This window comes from Sphingobacterium sp. UBA5639, from assembly GCF_002421245.1.
GTDB classification, from domain to species: Bacteria; Bacteroidota; Bacteroidia; order Sphingobacteriales; family Sphingobacteriaceae; genus Sphingobacterium; species Sphingobacterium multivorum.
In genome coordinates, this window is the sequence record NZ_DIJR01000005.1 from 380768 (window position 1) to 398020 (window position 17253).

Here is a 17253-nt window from a genome sequence, read left to right on the forward strand (position 1 = left end):
GCCAGTCCATTTCTCGGACTGGCTTTTTTTGTTTTTAAATGCTGGCGTCCTGTCTGCTTGGTGAGCAATTTTGTTTATCATTTTGTTGATCGTCTTTCGTATACTTGTTTATGCTTGTGCTAATTGAATTTCCGGTTACGATAGATTTGTTTGGAAAAACATTTCTCTTACATCCTTTTATGGAAGGGTTGGGGATGTTTATAGGGATGCGTTATTACCAACTGCTCAAGTGGAAGGATGAGGAAAGTTTAGGGCATACCAATTCACTTCTTATTGTTATTGCTGCCGGCTTAGGCGCTTTAATCGGCTCGCATATTATCGGGTCCCTCGAGCGTCCGGCTGAGTTGCTCAATGCGACACATAAATGGACCTACATCTGGGTGAATAATACGATAATCGGTGGTTTGGCAGGAGGTTTGGTTGCTGTAGAAGGGATGAAAAAGATCATGGGTAAAAAAGAAAGTACCGGGGATCGGATGGTCTTTCCTTTAATTACCGCAATTGTCATTGGCAGGATAGGATGTTTTTACACGGGTGTATTCGAGCAGACCTACGGTTTTCCCACTACCTCTCCATTGGGGATGTACTTGGGCGATGCCTACAAACGGCATCCAGTTGCGCTGTATGAAATCGCATTTTTGCTGCTTTTATTTGTAACGCTCCAACTTTTTAAACGACGATACAATTATCGAAATGGTGTGTTGTTTCAGCTTTTTATGCTTAGTTATTTTAGTTTTCGTTTCCTTTTGGACTTTATTAAGCCACGGGCAATTATACTTTTGGGGCTAAGTACCATACAAATTACCTGCATCGTGGTGATAATTTATTATATTTATTTATTAAAAAATGAACGTTTAATCAAAAAATAGGAATCATGTATTTGCTTGAAGGATCATTTGGATCGGAAAGTACCGCGATGTTGGGACTTTTTCTTCTTACTATAGGTGCTATTGTGATTGGCATTGCACTTTTGGTTATTATTATCGGCTCGATTATTAAAGCAGGTAATAAGGAGTCGAAGTTTAATGTCAATCCCTGGCTTAAATTATTGTTGGGCGGAATTGGAGCAATGCTGGCAGGGGGGCTTGCCTGCGGACTTACCTTTATGAACTAGAAATCAGAACGATGCCAGTAAGAAACTATACGTACTACGATTATACCATTAGCCTATGTCCAACATGCCTTTCGCGTGTGGGTGCCAAGATTATTATCGAGGATGAACAGGTATTTATGACCAAAAACTGTCCCAATCATGGTTTTTTCAAAACGCTGATTGCGACGGATGTTGACTATTATAAGAACATTCGGAATTATAATAAAGCCTCCGAAACACCGTTGAAATTTGACAATGAAGTACATTATGGCTGCCCATACGATTGCGGTTTATGTGTAGATCACGAGCAGCATAGCTGCCTGTCCATTGTTGAGGTGACCGACCGTTGTAATTTGACCTGCCCAACTTGTTACGCCATGTCGTCGCCCCACTACGGACGACATCGCTCGCTGGAAGAGATTGAACAGATGTTTGACAAAATCGTCGAAAGTGAGGGTGAACCGGATGTTGTTCAGATCAGCGGTGGAGAGCCAACCATACACCCTGATTTTTTTAAGATTTTAGACATTGCGAAGACAAAACCTATTAAGCATCTCATGCTCAATACGAATGGTATCCGAATTGCCAATGATCCTGGTTTTGCTGAGCAACTCGCCACCTATGCGCCTGAATTTGAAATCTATCTCCAGTTTGATTCTTTTCGCCCATCCGTGCTCGAAAAGTTTCGGGGCAAAGATCTCACGGATGTCCGAAAAAAGGCCATTGACAAATTAAATGCGCTCAATCTGAGTACAACATTGGTTGTGGTCTTAGAAAAGGGAACCAATGATGATGAAATTGGTAAAATCTTGGAGTACGCTTTACAACAGCGATGTGTACGCGGGGTAACTTTTCAACCGGTGGAAATTGCCGGGCGAAATGCGACCGATGCACAGCAGCATAAAATGACACTGACCGAGGTGCGTCAGGAAATTCTGAATCAATATTCCCTATTGGATCCACATGATATTATTCCTGTTCCTTGTAATCCTGATGCGTTGGCGATGGGTTATATCCTGAAGATAGGCGATGAGCGGATACCCTTGACCCGGCATATTGATCCGGCTATTTTATTAAATAACCAATCGCGCAATACCATTGTCTATGAACAGGACAAAGGTGTTCAGATGCAATTGCTGGATATATTTAGTACCGGAATTTCGGTGGATAAGGTAAAGCCAAAAGTAAACCAGTTACTTTGCTGTTTGCCAGAAGTGTGCGCACCTGATCTTGATTACGACAATCTTTTCCGCATTATCATTATGAATTTTATGGATGCCTACGATTTTGATGTTCGTGCTGTTAAGAAATCTTGTGTCCACATCGTCAATAAAGACTTGAAGTTGATTCCTTTTGAGACGATGAATTTATTTTATCGTGATGATAAAATAAAACGGCTGGAAGAACTAAAACTCTCCGATGCTATTCGATTTTAACAGGAGATAAGTTATTTTTGTCGGAGAAAAACCTTTGGTCCTTTCTTTGCAATTTGTAGTTTCCATGGCATTTGACTACCTGTTGCCAGGAAAGAAAGTCAACAAAATTAGAAGTATGAAATTGGGCATTGTTAAGCGTTTTATTTTTGTCTTAAGTCTCTTGACTTTTCAGCTGCACGGATTTGCACAGGACTCCGTTCAGGTTCGGAAGAATCAGATAGGCGATCGCACGGCGAGCCATAGCAGCCTAAGTAGACGGTCGAATGTGGATTCGACGCGGGTTGGAAATGACTCACTGCGGAATGAGCTACGAAATGATCTGCGCAAAGTAAATCTAAACTTTTTATCCAATATTCGTACGGCTTCCATGGCCGAGCTTATCGCGCAGCTGAATGAAAAATCCAATGGCTACTTGACAACGAATGCTGGATCGGCTAAAGATAGTATTGCTTTAATAAAAAATAGTATCCATGAAGAAATCAGCCAGTTGAAGTCAATTAAAGGCAGTATCAGCAATTATTCCAATAGCCTCAATGTGACAGCAGATCAGATCAAGACGCTGATCAACCGCTATGATATCAGTGCCAATAATCACAGTAGAGCGTATCAATATCTCGACAATGCGCAGCTTAAACTAGCTGCAAAACAAGATTCGCTGGAAGCGATCAATCGGACGATTGATGAACTTATAGCTAAAAATCAACGTCATCTGATTCGGATTGAAACCGTTCACGAAATAAAAAGCGGAAACAAAAAAGCCGATTCCGTGACCGCTAAAAGTTCGATATGGAAAGCCAATACGGCAGCCATCTCTAAAGATGTGATCTTAAATAATATCCGGAGTAATTACAGTAACAATAAGTCGATAGACAAATATGTGAATCGGACAGATTGGGCGAGCCGTATCCTGTTGATTGTACTGGGATTGGGGTATTGCTACTGGATTGTACGGGTGTCTTATATCCTTCGGCAAAATGATCCTGAACATAAACTTGCGATTGATGCGATCGTTGGGAAAACCATTATTTTTCTCCTGACACTGTTGCCTTTTGTAAACTTCTTTACACCAAGTTTCATTTTGCAGGCTTCCCAATTGGTCATCATGTTAATCTTCATGTTTTTGCTCAGGCATCGCATGAGTGGATTGCAGCGTAAAATTGCCATTATCCTTATTGTATTCTATATCCTGGATGTATTTGTCAATATGATCGTAAGCGATGACCTGTTTTTACGTATCGTTTGTATTGCCTTCAATTTGATTGCTTTAGGATTGGTCAGTTATACGAAACGGCGTATAAAGAATGCGGATAGTCCGGGTTATATCAGTAATTTTATTTATGTAATTTTTGCTATACTCAACGTGACCGCAATTACACTGAATATTATCGGGCATGTGGAGCATTCACGTAGTTTTAGTATTGCCTGTGCTGTGGGGCTGGTGCAGTCTTTTACACTGCAGTATTTTTCGGATATGATTAAGGCGGATGTCCGCAATCAGTTTAAAAAAGATCGGCTGACTTCCGGTTTTTGGATGCGTTTCAACGAGCAGCGCACCTTGGCTATCATCACCGAAATTCTGCGTATTGTCTGTGTGCTTTTGGCGATCATTGTGCTGGCAAATAACTTACAGTTTATTGAAAGTTTATTGGCATTGAGCGAAACATTCTTCGGAAAAGTACGCAGCATCGGCAGCATCTCTTTTACCTTAGGAAATCTTGGTGTAGCGGTTTTACTGCTGTTGGTGGCCAATTGGTTTCAGAAAAATATTAGTTTGATCGTTCTTGGTGGTGAAGACGGTCAGCTCAGCCAGGTCTATAATCAGAAGATGACCTTATTTCCGCTCTTTCGCTTGGCCATTATTCTGATCGGTTTCTTTATGGCCATCTCGGCCCTGGGTATGAGTTTGGACAAACTTACGGTCGTGATTGGCGCATTGAGTGTTGGTATCGGACTCGGCATGCAGAATATCATCAATAATTTTGTCTCGGGCATAATTTTGGTTTTTGATAAGCCGTTTCGCGTTGGTGATCAAATTGAGCTTGCCGACAAAAAAGGGCGCGTCAAGGAAATCGGTATACGCGCCAGTGTTTTAAAAACAGGTGATGGTGCAGATGTCATTATTCCAAATGGTGATTTGCTGTCGGGAAGGGTTGTCAATTGGACCTTATCCCAAGAATACAGCAAGACAAGTTTTGTTCTCCATATCGATCGGAAAGCAGATTTGGACCAAGCCAAACAATGGATCAAAGACGCTATGGAAAGTAGTGACCATTTTATCAAGGATAGAGATAGCGGAATCAGTATACAGGACATCAGTGCTGAGATGATTTACCTGAGTGTTTCCGGCTGGGTAAATTTTGCTGCCAATGCTTCTGCCTTTAAAAATGATGTCTTACTTGTATTGTATAAGAAGTTTGAAGCTGAGGGCTTGAAGTTTTATAGCGTCATTCCACCCAAGATTTAGCCCATTCAATTGCAATTTTTCCGCGTATACAGGGTGTATTATCTGGAAAGCCTACTATTTAGTCCGCTGAGTTCGATAATGTAAAGGACTAAATCCCCGGGCGCGTTTGTAGAAATGGGAAAGATGGCTCTCGTCGGTAAATCCGAGTTCTGCAGCAATTTGTTTCAAGGTATAATCTTTGGATTTAAGTCTGTTCTCGATGAGTTCGATCCGGTAGGTATTGATATACGCTCTTAAACTGCTGCCGAAGTTCTTCTTAAAGTAGGTCCCAAAATAGGATGGGGCAATATTGAATTTCTGAGCCAGTAGGCTGACCTGAAGTTGTTCGGGCGAAAAAATATGCTGATGAATGTAAGCCGAAATCGATCGGTCAACATATAGTTCATGCTGCTGGGGTATACGTTGCGTCTCTGCTATTTCTTTGAAGAGCCCAAAGATCGCGACGAGTTGGTCAAATAGCCAGTCCGAATGCTCGCGGACTGTGGTATGACTATACAGTCGGACCGCTTCCAGGATATGAGTGTAAATCAGGCGATAATGCTCGTCCATATCCAATTGGCGTTCCTTTAATCCCCTGTCGTTCATCAGCTCCATAATCCAGGCATAGCGCTTTTGATTGCGTTTATTCTGCAGGAAGTAGGTATCTGTAAATAAAATAAACAGAAAATGTGTCTTTTCTTCAATGTTAAAATAATGCTTGTCTGCCGGACTAATTAAGAATACATCACCACGTTCATAGTTCAGTTCAAATCTGTTGATCACATGGGTTCCTTTGCCTGAACGAATATAAACAAGCTCATAATAATTCTGTTCATGTGGAGGTAAATGAAAGCTATCCTCAATAAATTCACTGATCCGCAAAGGCTCAAACTGTTTTTTGCGCATTATTCTCCTGATTATATATCCGTAAATGTACATAAAAATAATGTATTTGTACATGTTATTGCCTGCTGTACTATTGCACCTTTGTGTCGTATAAAATGGTAATAAAACATGGTCAATTTTATAATGATTGCATTTTGCATCGCGGCAGGGATGCTGTTAAAGCGAACAAATTTAATTCATTCCGAAGCACATAAAGGGATCAATACCTGGATTCTTTATTTTGCCCTTCCAGCGGTGTCTTTCAAATATATTCCGAAGATTGTATGGTCATCGCAATTACTGTTTCCGGTGTTTTCGGCAATCCTCGTTTGGGCAGGTAGTTGGTTATTTATGGAAATGTACTGTAGGCGTAAAAACTATAAACAGCGTTCGCGCAGTAGTTTGGAATTGGCCGCTGGTTATAGCAATACGTCCTTTATTGGCTTTCCATTGATCATCGCCTATTTTGGCGAAGCCCAGTTGCCGATTGCGATTATTTGCGACCAAACCACATTTATTCTACTTTCTACAGCTGGACTTATCAATGCACTGCGAGCGAATGCCCAAGATGGCGAGGCGATCGATGTCAAATTTATGCTTCGAAAGTTAGTCAGCTTTCCACCCCTGATCGGTTGTATAACAGCCTTAATGCTGTCGCAATTGGTTGATCTTTCGGTTGCCGAGCCTTTTTTTGATAGGCTGGTGGCGACCGTTGGACCCTTGGCCTTATTTTCTATTGGTTTACAGTTGAAGTTTGATGGCTGGCGACAACAGATTTCGCAGATCAGTACAGCGATGAGTTATAAATTGATTCTTGCCCCAGCATTGGTATTATTATTTGCTTTACTACTTGGTGTAAAGGGCGCTGTTGCGCGGATTAGTATATTCGAAGCGGCTATGCCAACCTTGGTAACCTCAGGGATCATTGCCGAGCAATACCATCTGAATACCAAATTGGTCAATCTGGTGATCGGTTTTAGTATCGTTGTGGGGCTGCTGACAACCGCGTTTTGGGATTTTGTCATTCGATTTTTTTTCTCCTAATTTATGGTTGCATTGATTGATTGATTGATTGATTGATTGATTGATTTTGGAAACAGCGTGAGGCCTCATTTGCCAACGATTGGTTTGAGCAGAAGTGTTGCGTAGGAGTGGGCTGTCTTCACTTCGTAACATTTTGATAGTGAATCATCTCATACAAACAACTTTTTTACTGTTCAATTGTTATTAGGCTATAACCATCTATAAAAAGGAGGTATGTTATGAACCTGATACACAAAATTGAGCATTGGGGCGATGCACATCACCCACAATGGATCGATTACCTAAGAATAGCCTTAGGGATCGTTATTTTTGCCAAAGGTGTAAGTTTCGTAAATGATAGGGACGTTGTTCAACACATGATTGAGCAAAGTAGTTTCCACTTATCATCATGGGGTGCGGTTCACTATGTGGTTTTTACCCATTTGGTAGGCGGGCTGTTCCTTATCTTAGGTTTTCAAACCCGTTTAGCCTCATTACTATTATTTCCGGTATTGGTAGGGGCTGTATTTTTTGTTAATATCACCCACGGGTTTAGTTATTTGAATTCCGAATTGTGGCTTTCTATAGTCGTATTCTTTTTGCTGATCTTTTTTATGGTCATGGGCTCTGGAAAATACTCCCTAGATCAAATGATGAACAAACCAGGATACAAAAGGGATATCTAAAAAAAACTCCTTCATACATGAAGGAGTTTTTCTTTTTTTATTTGCCTTGCTCGTCAATCCATTGACGTGCATTAACGAATGCTTCAATCCAAGGAGAAACTTCGTCCTGACGACCTTTTGGATAATTTGCCCAATGCCATTGGAACACCGAACGCTCAATATGTGGCATCGTAGCCAAGTGGCGTCCAGTCTTATCGCAGACCATTGCTGTATTATAGTCCGAACCATTTGGGTTATGCGGATATTGCTCATAAGCATATTTTGCCACGATATTGTATTGCTCTTCCGCATACGGAAGGTTGAATTTTCCTTCCCCGTGTGAAATCCAAACCCCTAAGGTACTTCCCGCTAGTGTCGATAACATGACCGAATTGTTTTCCTGAACTTTTACAGACACAAAGTTTGACTCGTGTTTCCCTGAAGTATTGTGTAGCATTTTTCCATGGATTTCATGCTCAGGATTGATCATTTCAAGTTCCATAAATAACTGACATCCATTACAGATACCAACCGAAAGTGTATCCGGACGAGCAAAGAAGTCGGTTAAGGCTTTTTTCGCTTTTTCATTGTAAAGGAAAGCACCGGCCCAACCTTTTGCCGAACCCAATACATCTGAGTTCGAGAAGCCTCCGACGGCACCGATAAATTGGATGTCTTCCAATGTCTCACGACCAGTGATCAAATCGGTCATGTGAACATCTTTCACATCAAAGCCTGCCAAGAACATGGCATTTGCCATTTCGCGTTCGGAGTTGGAACCTTTCTCACGAAGGATTGCCGCTTTCGGACGTGCTTTAGTTCCGTCGATTTTTGGTTTCTTACCATCAAATTGACTTGGGAAAGTAAAGGCTAGGGGTTGGTGTTTATAATTATCAAAACGTTGTTGTGCAGTTCCATTTTTAGATTGCTTGGAATCCAAAAGGAAGGATGTCGTAAACCATACATCACGTGTTGCTGCTACATCAAAGCTGAATACCGCTTCTTGATTTTTAATTGTTACTGTATTACCTTCGATCACCTGACCAATTTTAACCGCGTCTACACCGGCATCTTTCACGATCGCTTCAAATGCAGCGTCGTCTTTCGCTTGAAGGACAAGTGCAATATTCTCATTAAAGAAGGCTTTTACGCTATCCGATTCATGTAATGCCGAAAGGTCATAATTGGCACCAAGATTAACATCGGCAAAGGTCATTTCCAATAAGGTTGTAATCAAGCCACCCGAGCCTACATCGTGACCAGCTTCGATCTGTCCTTCGTGAATTAATTGCTGTACGGTATTGAATGCTGTTTTAAAGTAAGCAGCATCTTGAATGGTCGGTACTTCAGTACCTAATTTATTGATGATTTGTGCAAATGACGAACCCCCTAATTTGAACTGATCTTTTGATAAGTTGATGTAATAGATCGATCCGGCTGTTTTGTTTAGCACAGGTTCAACCACTTTGGTGATATCAGTACAGTTTCCTGCGGCAGAAATGATCAATGTGCCAGGGGCAATGACGTTTTCGCCGTTTGGATATTTTTGCTTCATCGACAAAGAATCTTTTCCCGTGGGGATATTGATTCCCAATGCAATGGCAAAATCCGAGCATGCTTTAACAGCTTGGTATAAGCGGGCATCTTCACCCTCATTATTGGCTGCCCACATCCAGTTGGCCGATAGGGAGATTCCTGCAAGACCATTTTTGATTGGGGCAAATACGATGTTGGAAAGCGATTCCGCAATAGCCGTTCTGCTTGCCGCAGCCGGATCCACTAAGGCAGCCACAGGGGAGTGACCTATTGTTGTCGCAATACCTTCTTTACCTTTATAATCCAATGCCATGACACCGACGTTATTCAACGGCAATTGCAATGGACCCGCACATTGTTGTTTGGCAACACGGCCACCAACACAACGGTCTACTTTATTGGTTAACCAATCTTTGGAAGCAACCGCTTCCAGTTGTAATACTTGGTTTAAGTAGCTTGGAATATTAGCTGCATCATAAGCAAGATCAGCGTAGTTACGAACTACGGTTTTATCGCGCATGAAAGTTTTTGGCGATGAGCCAAAGAAATCTTCAAGGGCGTAATCCATTGGTTTTTCACCCGTACTTTTTGATTCGAAAATAAAGTGGTGGTCGCCAGTGACATCACCTACGGTGTACATTGGTGCACGTTCGCGATCGGCAACACGTTTTAAGGTGTCAATATCATCTTCGGCGATCACAAGTCCCATACGTTCTTGCGATTCATTACCGATAATTTCTTTTGCGGATAGTGTAGGATCGCCTACAGGAAGTGCATCCAGGTCAATCAAGCCGCCGGTCTCTTCAACAAGTTCAGATAAACAGTTTAAGTGGCCACCTGCACCATGATCGTGGATAGACACAATAGGGTTATGATCAGACTCTACTAAGCCACGAACAGCATTCGCTGCACGTTTTTGCATTTCGGGATTGGAACGTTGAATGGCATTAAGCTCAATTCCAGAACCAAATGCCCCTGTATCTGCAGAAGATACAGCAGCGCCACCCATTCCGATGCGGTAATTTTCTCCACCTAGGATAACAACTTTATCGCCAGTTTTCGGCGTATGTTTTTTCGCTTGATCCAGTTTTCCATAACCAACACCACCCGCTTGCATAATGACTTTGTCGTAACCAAGTTTACGGCCATCCTCTTCATGTTCGAAGGTCAATACAGAACCTGTAATTAAGGGCTGACCAAACTTATTACCGAAGTCAGAAGCACCATTGGAAGCTTTAATCAGGATGTCAACCGGGGTCTGGTACAACCATTGACGCTCTTGCATCGCATTTTCCCATGGCCGCGTTTTGTTGAGTTCCTTTGCCGGTTCAGTAACTGTTCCTGCCTGAAGGTCCAATTTATTTTGTTCCAATCGCGAATAAGCAGTCATGTATACGGCAGTACCCGCCAATGGAATCGCTCCTTGGCCACCGGCCATACGGTCGCGGATTTCACCACCTGACCCAGTTGCAGCACCCGAAAATGGTTCTACAGTAGTCGGGAAATTGTGTGTTTCAGCTTTTACGGATAAAACCGAATCAAATGCTTTCTCTTCGTAAAAGTCAGGTTTGTCGGCCGATTTAGGTGCAAATTGTGTGACACGTGGACCTTTGACAAAGGCAACGTTATCTTTATAAGCAGAAACAATCTCGTTCGGATTGGTTTCAGAAGTCTTTTTAATTAATTTAAAGAGGGAAGTGGGTTGCTCTTCGCCATCAATGATAAAGGTACCATTGAAAATCTTGTGTCTACAGTGTTCAGAGTTTGCTTGTGAAAAAGCGAATACTTCCGAGTCTGTAAGCAGACGACCCAATTTGGTCGAAAGGTTATTGAGGTAATCTACTTCTTCTGGATTTAGCGCTAGGCCCTCAGATTTGTTGTAGGCCTCGATGTCTTGAATTTCCAATATCGGTTCAGGTGTAATGTTGACGGTATACATGTCCTGTGTCAACATACTGAACTTTTGGGAAATCATTGGATCGAAGTCATTGAAATCCGCTGGTACCGGTTGAAATTCTTCTATACGAACAATTCCTGCAATTCCCATATTTTGCGTGATTTCTACTGCATTGGTACTCCAGGGAGTAACCATCGCGGCGCGGGGTCCTACAAAGTAATGGTTAAGGTTTTGGTCGTCTAGTTTTTTGGCGTTGCCGAATAGCCAGTTGAGTTTAGTAATGTCTTCTTGTGATAAAGAGTTTACGCTTTGAACACCATATACAGTGTTCGATGGGTTCTCAAAGAAATGAATCATTATAAATGTTTGTTTTGAACGTTCTTCAAATTAAAGCACAAAGTTACATATTATTTTTATGGAAATGACTGGATTTTTGATTAAAAAATAGGTCTTTAAGATTGGACATAAAAAGGATAAAAATTGGTACAATTTGATAAGGCTTTTTTTATGAAATTGTGTCGGGCTTGCTTATTCAAGAGCGGAGTGTATATGCCTAAAGTCCGTTTAATTCCCTTTAAATCCGCTCAAGTCCGTACGCTATTCGGCAACGGATCAGGATTGCTTCGGGAACGGCTCGGGACAGCTTCGAGACAGCTTCGAGACAGCTTCGGCTGGGCTTCGACTGGGCTTCGGGAAAGATTCGGGTCCGCTTCGGCAAGGAGCCGAACAACGGCCGAACAGCAGGCGAAGCAATCCCGACCATGTTCAGGCCATGTCCCGAAGCTGCCCCAAACCAAGGCCAACGATGTGCCGACTAAAGCCCAAAGCACCTTGTCCATGCGGAAAACCTGAAAAAGCATAAGCAATAGCGCAAGAAAAACGCCCTGTGGCAAGTCGGTTTGTTCGCCGAAGCCCAACAACCCCTTAGATCATATGGTAATTTGTCATACAGCCGGTGAGGATAGGGGCTGCCAGCTATCTTCAAATTCAGGACTTCCGGCGATGATCGGCAAATTGACGTTGGATATAAACTCAAATTTATCTAAGTTTGTGCATCAAATCAGATTCGAGATGAATATTTCATATAATTGGTTAAAACAACACGTTAATATAGATTCGACACCGGAGGAACTATCACTGATCTTAACAAATACAGGATTGGAAGTAGAAGCTTTGGACGTCGTGCAGAGTATCCCAGGTGGATTGGACGGTTTGGTTGTTGGTGAAGTGAAAACTTGTGAACAGCATCCTAATGCCGATAAATTAAGAGTAACCACTGTTGATGTCGGTGGACCGGAGTTATTGCACATTGTATGTGGTGCACCAAACTGTCGTACAGGATTGAAAGTTATTGTTGCTACAGTAGGTACTACTTGCCATCCGCTTACCGGAGAGCCTTTTAAAATTACCAAATCTAAAATTCGTGGTGAAGTTTCCGAAGGTATGTTATGTGGAGAAGATGAAATCGGTTTGGGTACATCTCATGCCGGCATCGTTGAATTACCAGCTGACGTTGCAGTGGGGACCTTAGTGAAAGATCATTTCAATATCCAGGATGATTACCGTTATGAAATTGGCTTAACACCAAACCGTGCAGATGCTGCTTCGCATTTAGGTGTTGCAAGAGATATTGCGGCACATTTTCGTACACACGTGTTAAAGGCAGATGTTTCTGCATTTAAGGCTGCTGAGGCGGAGGGAACGACAGTGGTCGTTGCAGACGCACAGGCAAGCCCACGTTATAGCGGTATCAATATTACCGGTGTTCGCGTTGGCGAATCTCCCGATTGGTTAAAAGAGAAATTAAATGTTATCGGTGTTCGTCCGATCAATAATATTGTCGATGTTACCAATTATATACTACACGATTTAGGTCAGCCACTGCATGCTTTTGATGCTGATAAAATTGCGGGAAATAAAGTCATTGTTCGTTTGGCGACTGAGGGTGAAAAATTTGTTACGCTGGATGGTGTGGAGCGTACCTTGTCTGCAGAGGACTTGGTGATTGCTGATGCAGAAAAACCAATGTGTATTGCGGGTGTTTTCGGTGGAGCACATTCGGGTGTATCAGCCGAAACGACCAATGTATTTTTGGAGTCGGCCTATTTCAATGCTGTTTCTGTACGGAAGACCTCCAAAAGACATGGCTTAAAAACAGATGCCTCTTTCCGTTTCGAACGTGGTACCGATCCGAATATTACGGTTGAAGCCTTGAAGCGCGCAGCGTTATTGATTCAGGAAATTGCGGGTGGAACGATTTCATCGACGCTAAAAGATGAGTATCCCGTGGTGATTAACCCGTTTTCATTTCACGTGAGCTATGCGAATGTGGTTCGTTTGATCGGTCAGGCGATCCCAAATGAAGAAATTAAATCCATTATTGTCGCTCTTGGCATTGAAGTCGCTTCAGAAACTGAAACAGGACTTGATGTGTTGGTGCCTGCATACCGCGTTGATGTCACACGCGAGGTAGACGTTGTGGAAGAAGTGTTGCGGATTTATGGTTATAACAATATCGAGTTGAAGTCACAAATTAAGGCCTCTTTAAATACGGTTGAGAAGCCGGATAAGGAAGTTGTCTTAAATCAATTGGCTGATCTGCTCATCGCCAATGGGTTTCGTGAAATTCTGTCCAACTCCCTAACGAAGCTGGATTATGCGGATGATAGCGAAACGGCGGTCAAATTGTATAATCCATTGAGCTCGGATTTGGATACAATGCGTCAAAATATGGTTTTTTCTGTTTTGAGTGCGATTGAATATAACCAAAAACGAAGAAACTTTGACCTGAAGTTCTTCGAATTCGGTAAAACTTATGCGCTGGATGGTGAAGGCTATAAAGAAACGCAGCATCTGGCTTTTGCCATGGCAGGTAAAAATGAAGCTGAGCAATGGAACAGCAAAAAAGACGCGGTTAATTTCTATAACCTTAAAGCGGCTGTAGATACGCTTATCAAACGCTTGAAAATTGAAGGAATTCAGATACAAGATGCTACAAGTACACATTTCGCCTATGGTTTGAACTATATGAAAGGGCAGAAATGTTTAGTTTCTTTTGGTGCAATCGCGAACGCAGATTTGAAAAAAGCAGATGTTGAAGGTCAGGTTTTCTTTGCTGATTTTGACTGGGATGTTTTGATGAAAATTATTCGTAAGAATAGCATTCAATACAAAGAAGTTTCCAAATTCCCGGCTGTGCGCAGAGATTTGTCGCTCTTGATCGATGAAAATGTGAGCTTCGATAAGCTACAATTTGTTGCTCAAAAGACCGAACGCAAGCTTTTGAAGGAGGTAAATGTGTTTGATGTGTATAAAGGTGATAAAATTCCGGAAGGGAAAAAGTCTTATGCTCTGAGCTTTATCTTGCAGGATGAAGAAAAAACACTTACGGATAAGCAAATTGATGCGATAGTTCAAAAATTAATTGTTAATTTTGAGAAGGAACTAGGTGCGGAAGTGCGTGGTTAACGAGAGATACAACATTAATTGGTAATATTCAATTTATACTATGGCAACATTGTCTTCACAAATGAATCTGATCGTTGAGAAAACGAAAAATTTAATTCAATTGTGCGAAGTCTTGCAAGAAGAAAATGATTTGCTTAAATTAGAGGTACAATCCTTAAAAGTGGCTTTCGATGCGAGCAACGATAAGAGCAAGCAGTTGGAAGAGAAGGTCAAAGCGTTGGCAGTTGCCCGCACGTTAGATTCTGAAACGGATAAGGAAGCAATTAATGAAAAAATACTTGACACAAAACAAAAAATTAACGATTTTGTGCGGGAAATAGACAAATGTATTAGTTTGTTGAAATAGTTGGGAGAAGTGTTATCGGATTCAAACTAATACAACGTTAAAAAGCTCAAAGAAATGGGAGAGATTTCCATAAAAATAAATATCGCAGATCGTGTTTATCCCCTTCGGGTGGAGAGCGCGGAAGAAGAAGTAATTCGACATGCTGCGAAATTGATAAATGAAAAAGTAAAGGAATTGCAGGAAAACTATACTGTGAGAGATAAGCAGGATTTGTTGTCCATGTGTGTATTGCAATTTGCGACGCGTATGCTTAATGCAGAGCGGCAGTCCCAAAACCACGAAGTGGGCTTGGAAAATTCAGTACAGGAACTTGATCAGTTGTTGACGGATTTCTTTAAAAAATAAATTTACGTTCTTTATATTTAGAGCTTAAACGACGAATTTGCCGCAATTAAATTCGGGTTGTCACTATTTTAAACTTAACGCTTCAATATTACAGGCGCAAAAAGATATAGGCCATTTTGCGAAAGCCATCTGGGTCATAATCTAAGCCTAATTATGTAATCACGAAGTTTAATAATACATGAGACCTGTTTAAATTTAATTGCGGTTTTTTTTTGTCATGAAGTCTTATGAGCTTATCAGGCTCGCCACATTGGTGCATACCAAAGAAGGGGAATAGGACGATTCATGATTTTACTGGAATTTGAATATAATTAATAAAAACAAACATAATAATACAATTATACATACATGGACATCGCAATTTATAGCATAATTTCTCTGATTGTTGGTGTTGTTATAGGTCGTTATCTATTGGTTTTGTTGTTTAAAAAGCAAGAACAGGAAGCCAAGGATAAGGTAAATAGCATACTGAAAGATGCAGAGCAGGAAGGGGAACACATTAAAAAGAAACGCCTGTTAGAGGCCAAAGAAAAGTTCCTTCAATTAAAATCTGAACATGAAAAGGAAGTCAATCAACGTAACAATGCCATCAACCAGAAGGAAAATACGTTAAGACAAAAAGAGCAGTCAATTAACCAAAAATTGGAAAACATCAACCGCGACAAGCAGGACGTGGATACCAAGAAAAAGCAATTGGATAAATTGGTTGAACTGAATGAAAAGAAATCCGAGGAAGTAGAAGCGTTAAAATTGCAACAGATTAAGCAATTGGAAAGCATCGCTGGCGTAACTGCCGACGAAGCAAAAAATCAATTGGTGGATTCGTTGCGTGAAGAAGCCCGCTCACAAGCCATGATTCAAATCAAAGATATTGTGGATGAGGCAAAATTGACAGCGACTAAAGAGGCGAAAAAGGTTGTTATACAGACGATTCAACGCACCGCTACGGAATCTGCGATCGAAAATACCGTTTCAATTTTCAATATTGAAAATGATGAAATTAAAGGTCGTATTATTGGTCGCGAAGGTCGTAATATTCGTGCATTGGAAGCTGCAACGGGCGTAGAGATCATCGTAGATGATACACCTGAAGCAATTATCCTATCCGGTTTCGATCCTGTACGTCGGGAAATCGCACGTTTAGCTTTACACCGTTTGGTAACCGATGGACGTATCCACCCGGCACGTATTGAGGAAGTTGTTGCAAAAACACGGACGCAAATTGAGGATGAAATTGTTGAAATCGGTGAACGTACAGCGATCGATTTGGGGATCCATGGTTTGCACCCCGAATTGATTCGTATGGTAGGGCGTATGCGTTACCGTTCATCTTACGGACAGAATCTTTTACAGCACTCGCGTGAGGTTGCTAATTTTGCTGCGACAATGGCTGCAGAACTGGGCCTGAATGTTAAACATGCGAAACGTGCTGGATTACTTCACGATATTGGTAAAGTGCCTGATGACAATCCAGAGTTGCCACACGCTATTTTAGGTATGCAACTTGCAGAGAAATACAAGGAACACCCTGATGTATGTAACGCAATTGGTGCTCACCATGATGAGATCGAAATGACGGCTTTAATATCTCCGGTTGTTCAAGCTTGTGATGCGATTTCTGGCGCACGCCCGGGCGCACGCCGTGAGGTTGTAGAAAGTTATATCAAGCGCTTAAAAGAGCTGGAAGACTTGGCTTTATCGTATCCTGGGGTTGAGAAGACCTTCGCGATACAAGCTGGTCGTGAACTACGTGTCATCGTGGAGAGTGAGAAGGTCTCTGATGCGCAGTCGGAAATACTCGCTGCTGATATCTCTAACCGTATCCAAACGGAAATGACGTATCCAGGGCAAATTAAAGTAACTGTTATCCGTGAGACAAGATCGGTGTCTTACGCAAAATAGATCCTAAGGATCCATCATAAAAAAAGCTCCAATCAAAATGATTGGAGCTTTTTTTATGGAATTCTACAGCTTTCGCTCAACAGGATGATTTCAGTTATTCAAGGTGTTTGGGTATTGACTTGAACTGTTCTCAATAAACTTGGCCTGAGTAGAATTAGCCTGAATTGACTTGTGTCTTGCCTGGCGAATGGACTTGAATTGGTGTCAATAGACT

At 41.7% G+C, this 17253-nt stretch carries 13 protein-coding genes; 11 read left to right on the forward strand and 2 right to left on the reverse strand.

All coding sequences use genetic code 11. The features are described 5' to 3' along the window. The first annotated feature begins 110 nt into the window (after positions 1–110). The 4 genes from B4Z90_RS05450 to B4Z90_RS05465 all read left to right on the forward strand — a co-directional run bounded on the left by B4Z90_RS05450 (position 111) and on the right by B4Z90_RS05465 (position 4993). Positions 111–869: a prolipoprotein diacylglyceryl transferase gene (locus tag B4Z90_RS05450; protein WP_070569694.1), complete on the forward strand. Its 759-nt coding sequence runs from the start codon at positions 111–113 to the stop codon at positions 867–869. A 5-nt stretch (positions 870–874) separates the two neighbouring features. Continuing rightward, positions 875–1114, forward strand: coding sequence for a hypothetical protein (locus B4Z90_RS05455; RefSeq protein WP_070569697.1), 240 nt, complete (start codon positions 875–877; stop codon positions 1112–1114). Positions 1115–1125: 11 nt separating this feature from the next. Continuing rightward, the gene (locus B4Z90_RS05460; RefSeq protein ID WP_070569699.1) at positions 1126–2529 is read left to right on the forward strand and encodes a radical SAM protein; all 1404 of its coding nucleotides are present in this window, start codon (positions 1126–1128) and stop codon (positions 2527–2529) included. Between the two features lie 64 nt (positions 2530–2593). After that, the gene (locus B4Z90_RS05465; protein ID WP_070569701.1) at positions 2594–4993 is read left to right on the forward strand and encodes a mechanosensitive ion channel family protein; all 2400 of its coding nucleotides are present in this window, start codon (positions 2594–2596) and stop codon (positions 4991–4993) included. Between the two features lie 54 nt (positions 4994–5047). Here the strand turns inward: B4Z90_RS05465 and B4Z90_RS05470 are convergent, their stop codons facing one another. After that, positions 5048–5878, reverse strand: a complete 831-nt coding sequence (locus B4Z90_RS05470; RefSeq protein ID WP_159332891.1) for a helix-turn-helix domain-containing protein — start codon at positions 5876–5878, stop codon at positions 5048–5050. Positions 5879–5986: 108 nt separating this feature from the next. Between B4Z90_RS05470 and B4Z90_RS05475 the strand changes: the two genes are divergently transcribed. Next, positions 5987–6901: an AEC family transporter gene (locus tag B4Z90_RS05475; RefSeq protein WP_070569706.1), complete on the forward strand. Its 915-nt coding sequence runs from the start codon at positions 5987–5989 to the stop codon at positions 6899–6901. Between the two features lie 218 nt (positions 6902–7119). Then, the gene (locus B4Z90_RS05480; protein ID WP_046675828.1) at positions 7120–7566 is read left to right on the forward strand and encodes a DoxX family protein; all 447 of its coding nucleotides are present in this window, start codon (positions 7120–7122) and stop codon (positions 7564–7566) included. Positions 7567–7603: 37 nt separating this feature from the next. Here B4Z90_RS05480 and purL read toward each other — a convergent pair whose 3' ends face one another. Beyond that, the gene (purL, locus tag B4Z90_RS05485) at positions 7604–11335 is read right to left on the reverse strand and encodes a phosphoribosylformylglycinamidine synthase (protein WP_115048059.1); all 3732 of its coding nucleotides are present in this window, start codon (positions 11333–11335) and stop codon (positions 7604–7606) included. 150 nt (positions 11336–11485) lie between these two features. Here purL and B4Z90_RS05490 point away from each other — a divergent pair, with 150 nt between their 5' ends. The 5 genes from B4Z90_RS05490 (at position 11486) to rny (ending at position 17039) form a co-directional block, all read left to right on the forward strand. Continuing rightward, positions 11486–11830 (forward strand): hypothetical protein, encoded by a 345-nt coding sequence (locus B4Z90_RS05490; protein WP_139145085.1) that lies wholly within the window; start codon positions 11486–11488, stop codon positions 11828–11830. 219 nt (positions 11831–12049) lie between these two features. Continuing rightward, positions 12050–14446, forward strand: coding sequence for a phenylalanine--tRNA ligase subunit beta (gene pheT, locus B4Z90_RS05495; RefSeq protein ID WP_070569976.1), 2397 nt, complete (start codon positions 12050–12052; stop codon positions 14444–14446). 40 nt (positions 14447–14486) lie between these two features. Continuing rightward, positions 14487–14792, forward strand: coding sequence for a hypothetical protein (locus tag B4Z90_RS05500; RefSeq protein ID WP_046675830.1), 306 nt, complete (start codon positions 14487–14489; stop codon positions 14790–14792). Positions 14793–14846: 54 nt separating this feature from the next. Then, positions 14847–15137 (forward strand): cell division protein ZapA, encoded by a 291-nt coding sequence (locus B4Z90_RS05505; protein ID WP_046675831.1) that lies wholly within the window; start codon positions 14847–14849, stop codon positions 15135–15137. Between the two features lie 348 nt (positions 15138–15485). Then, on the forward strand, positions 15486–17039 hold the full coding sequence (rny, locus tag B4Z90_RS05510) for a ribonuclease Y (protein WP_070569714.1): 1554 nt from the start codon (positions 15486–15488) through the stop codon (positions 17037–17039). The last annotated feature ends 214 nt before the right edge of the window (positions 17040–17253 follow it).

Coding starts and splice junctions, on each gene's coding strand:
- B4Z90_RS05450 (WP_070569694.1), top strand. CDS start 111: ATGCTTGTGCTAATTGAATTTCCGGTTACGATAGATTTGTTTGGAAAA.
- B4Z90_RS05455 (WP_070569697.1), top strand. CDS start 875: ATGTATTTGCTTGAAGGATCATTTGGATCGGAAAGTACCGCGATGTTG.
- B4Z90_RS05460 (WP_070569699.1), top strand. CDS start 1,126: ATGCCAGTAAGAAACTATACGTACTACGATTATACCATTAGCCTATGT.
- B4Z90_RS05465 (WP_070569701.1), top strand. CDS start 2,594: ATGGCATTTGACTACCTGTTGCCAGGAAAGAAAGTCAACAAAATTAGA.
- B4Z90_RS05470 (WP_159332891.1), bottom strand. CDS start 5,878: ATGCGCAAAAAACAGTTTGAGCCTTTGCGGATCAGTGAATTTATTGAG.
- B4Z90_RS05475 (WP_070569706.1), top strand. CDS start 5,987: ATGGTCAATTTTATAATGATTGCATTTTGCATCGCGGCAGGGATGCTG.
- B4Z90_RS05480 (WP_046675828.1), top strand. CDS start 7,120: ATGAACCTGATACACAAAATTGAGCATTGGGGCGATGCACATCACCCA.
- purL (WP_115048059.1), bottom strand. CDS start 11,335: ATGATTCATTTCTTTGAGAACCCATCGAACACTGTATATGGTGTTCAA.
- B4Z90_RS05490 (WP_139145085.1), top strand. CDS start 11,486: ATGAAATTGTGTCGGGCTTGCTTATTCAAGAGCGGAGTGTATATGCCT.
- pheT (WP_070569976.1), top strand. CDS start 12,050: ATGAATATTTCATATAATTGGTTAAAACAACACGTTAATATAGATTCG.
- B4Z90_RS05500 (WP_046675830.1), top strand. CDS start 14,487: ATGGCAACATTGTCTTCACAAATGAATCTGATCGTTGAGAAAACGAAA.
- B4Z90_RS05505 (WP_046675831.1), top strand. CDS start 14,847: ATGGGAGAGATTTCCATAAAAATAAATATCGCAGATCGTGTTTATCCC.
- rny (WP_070569714.1), top strand. CDS start 15,486: ATGGACATCGCAATTTATAGCATAATTTCTCTGATTGTTGGTGTTGTT.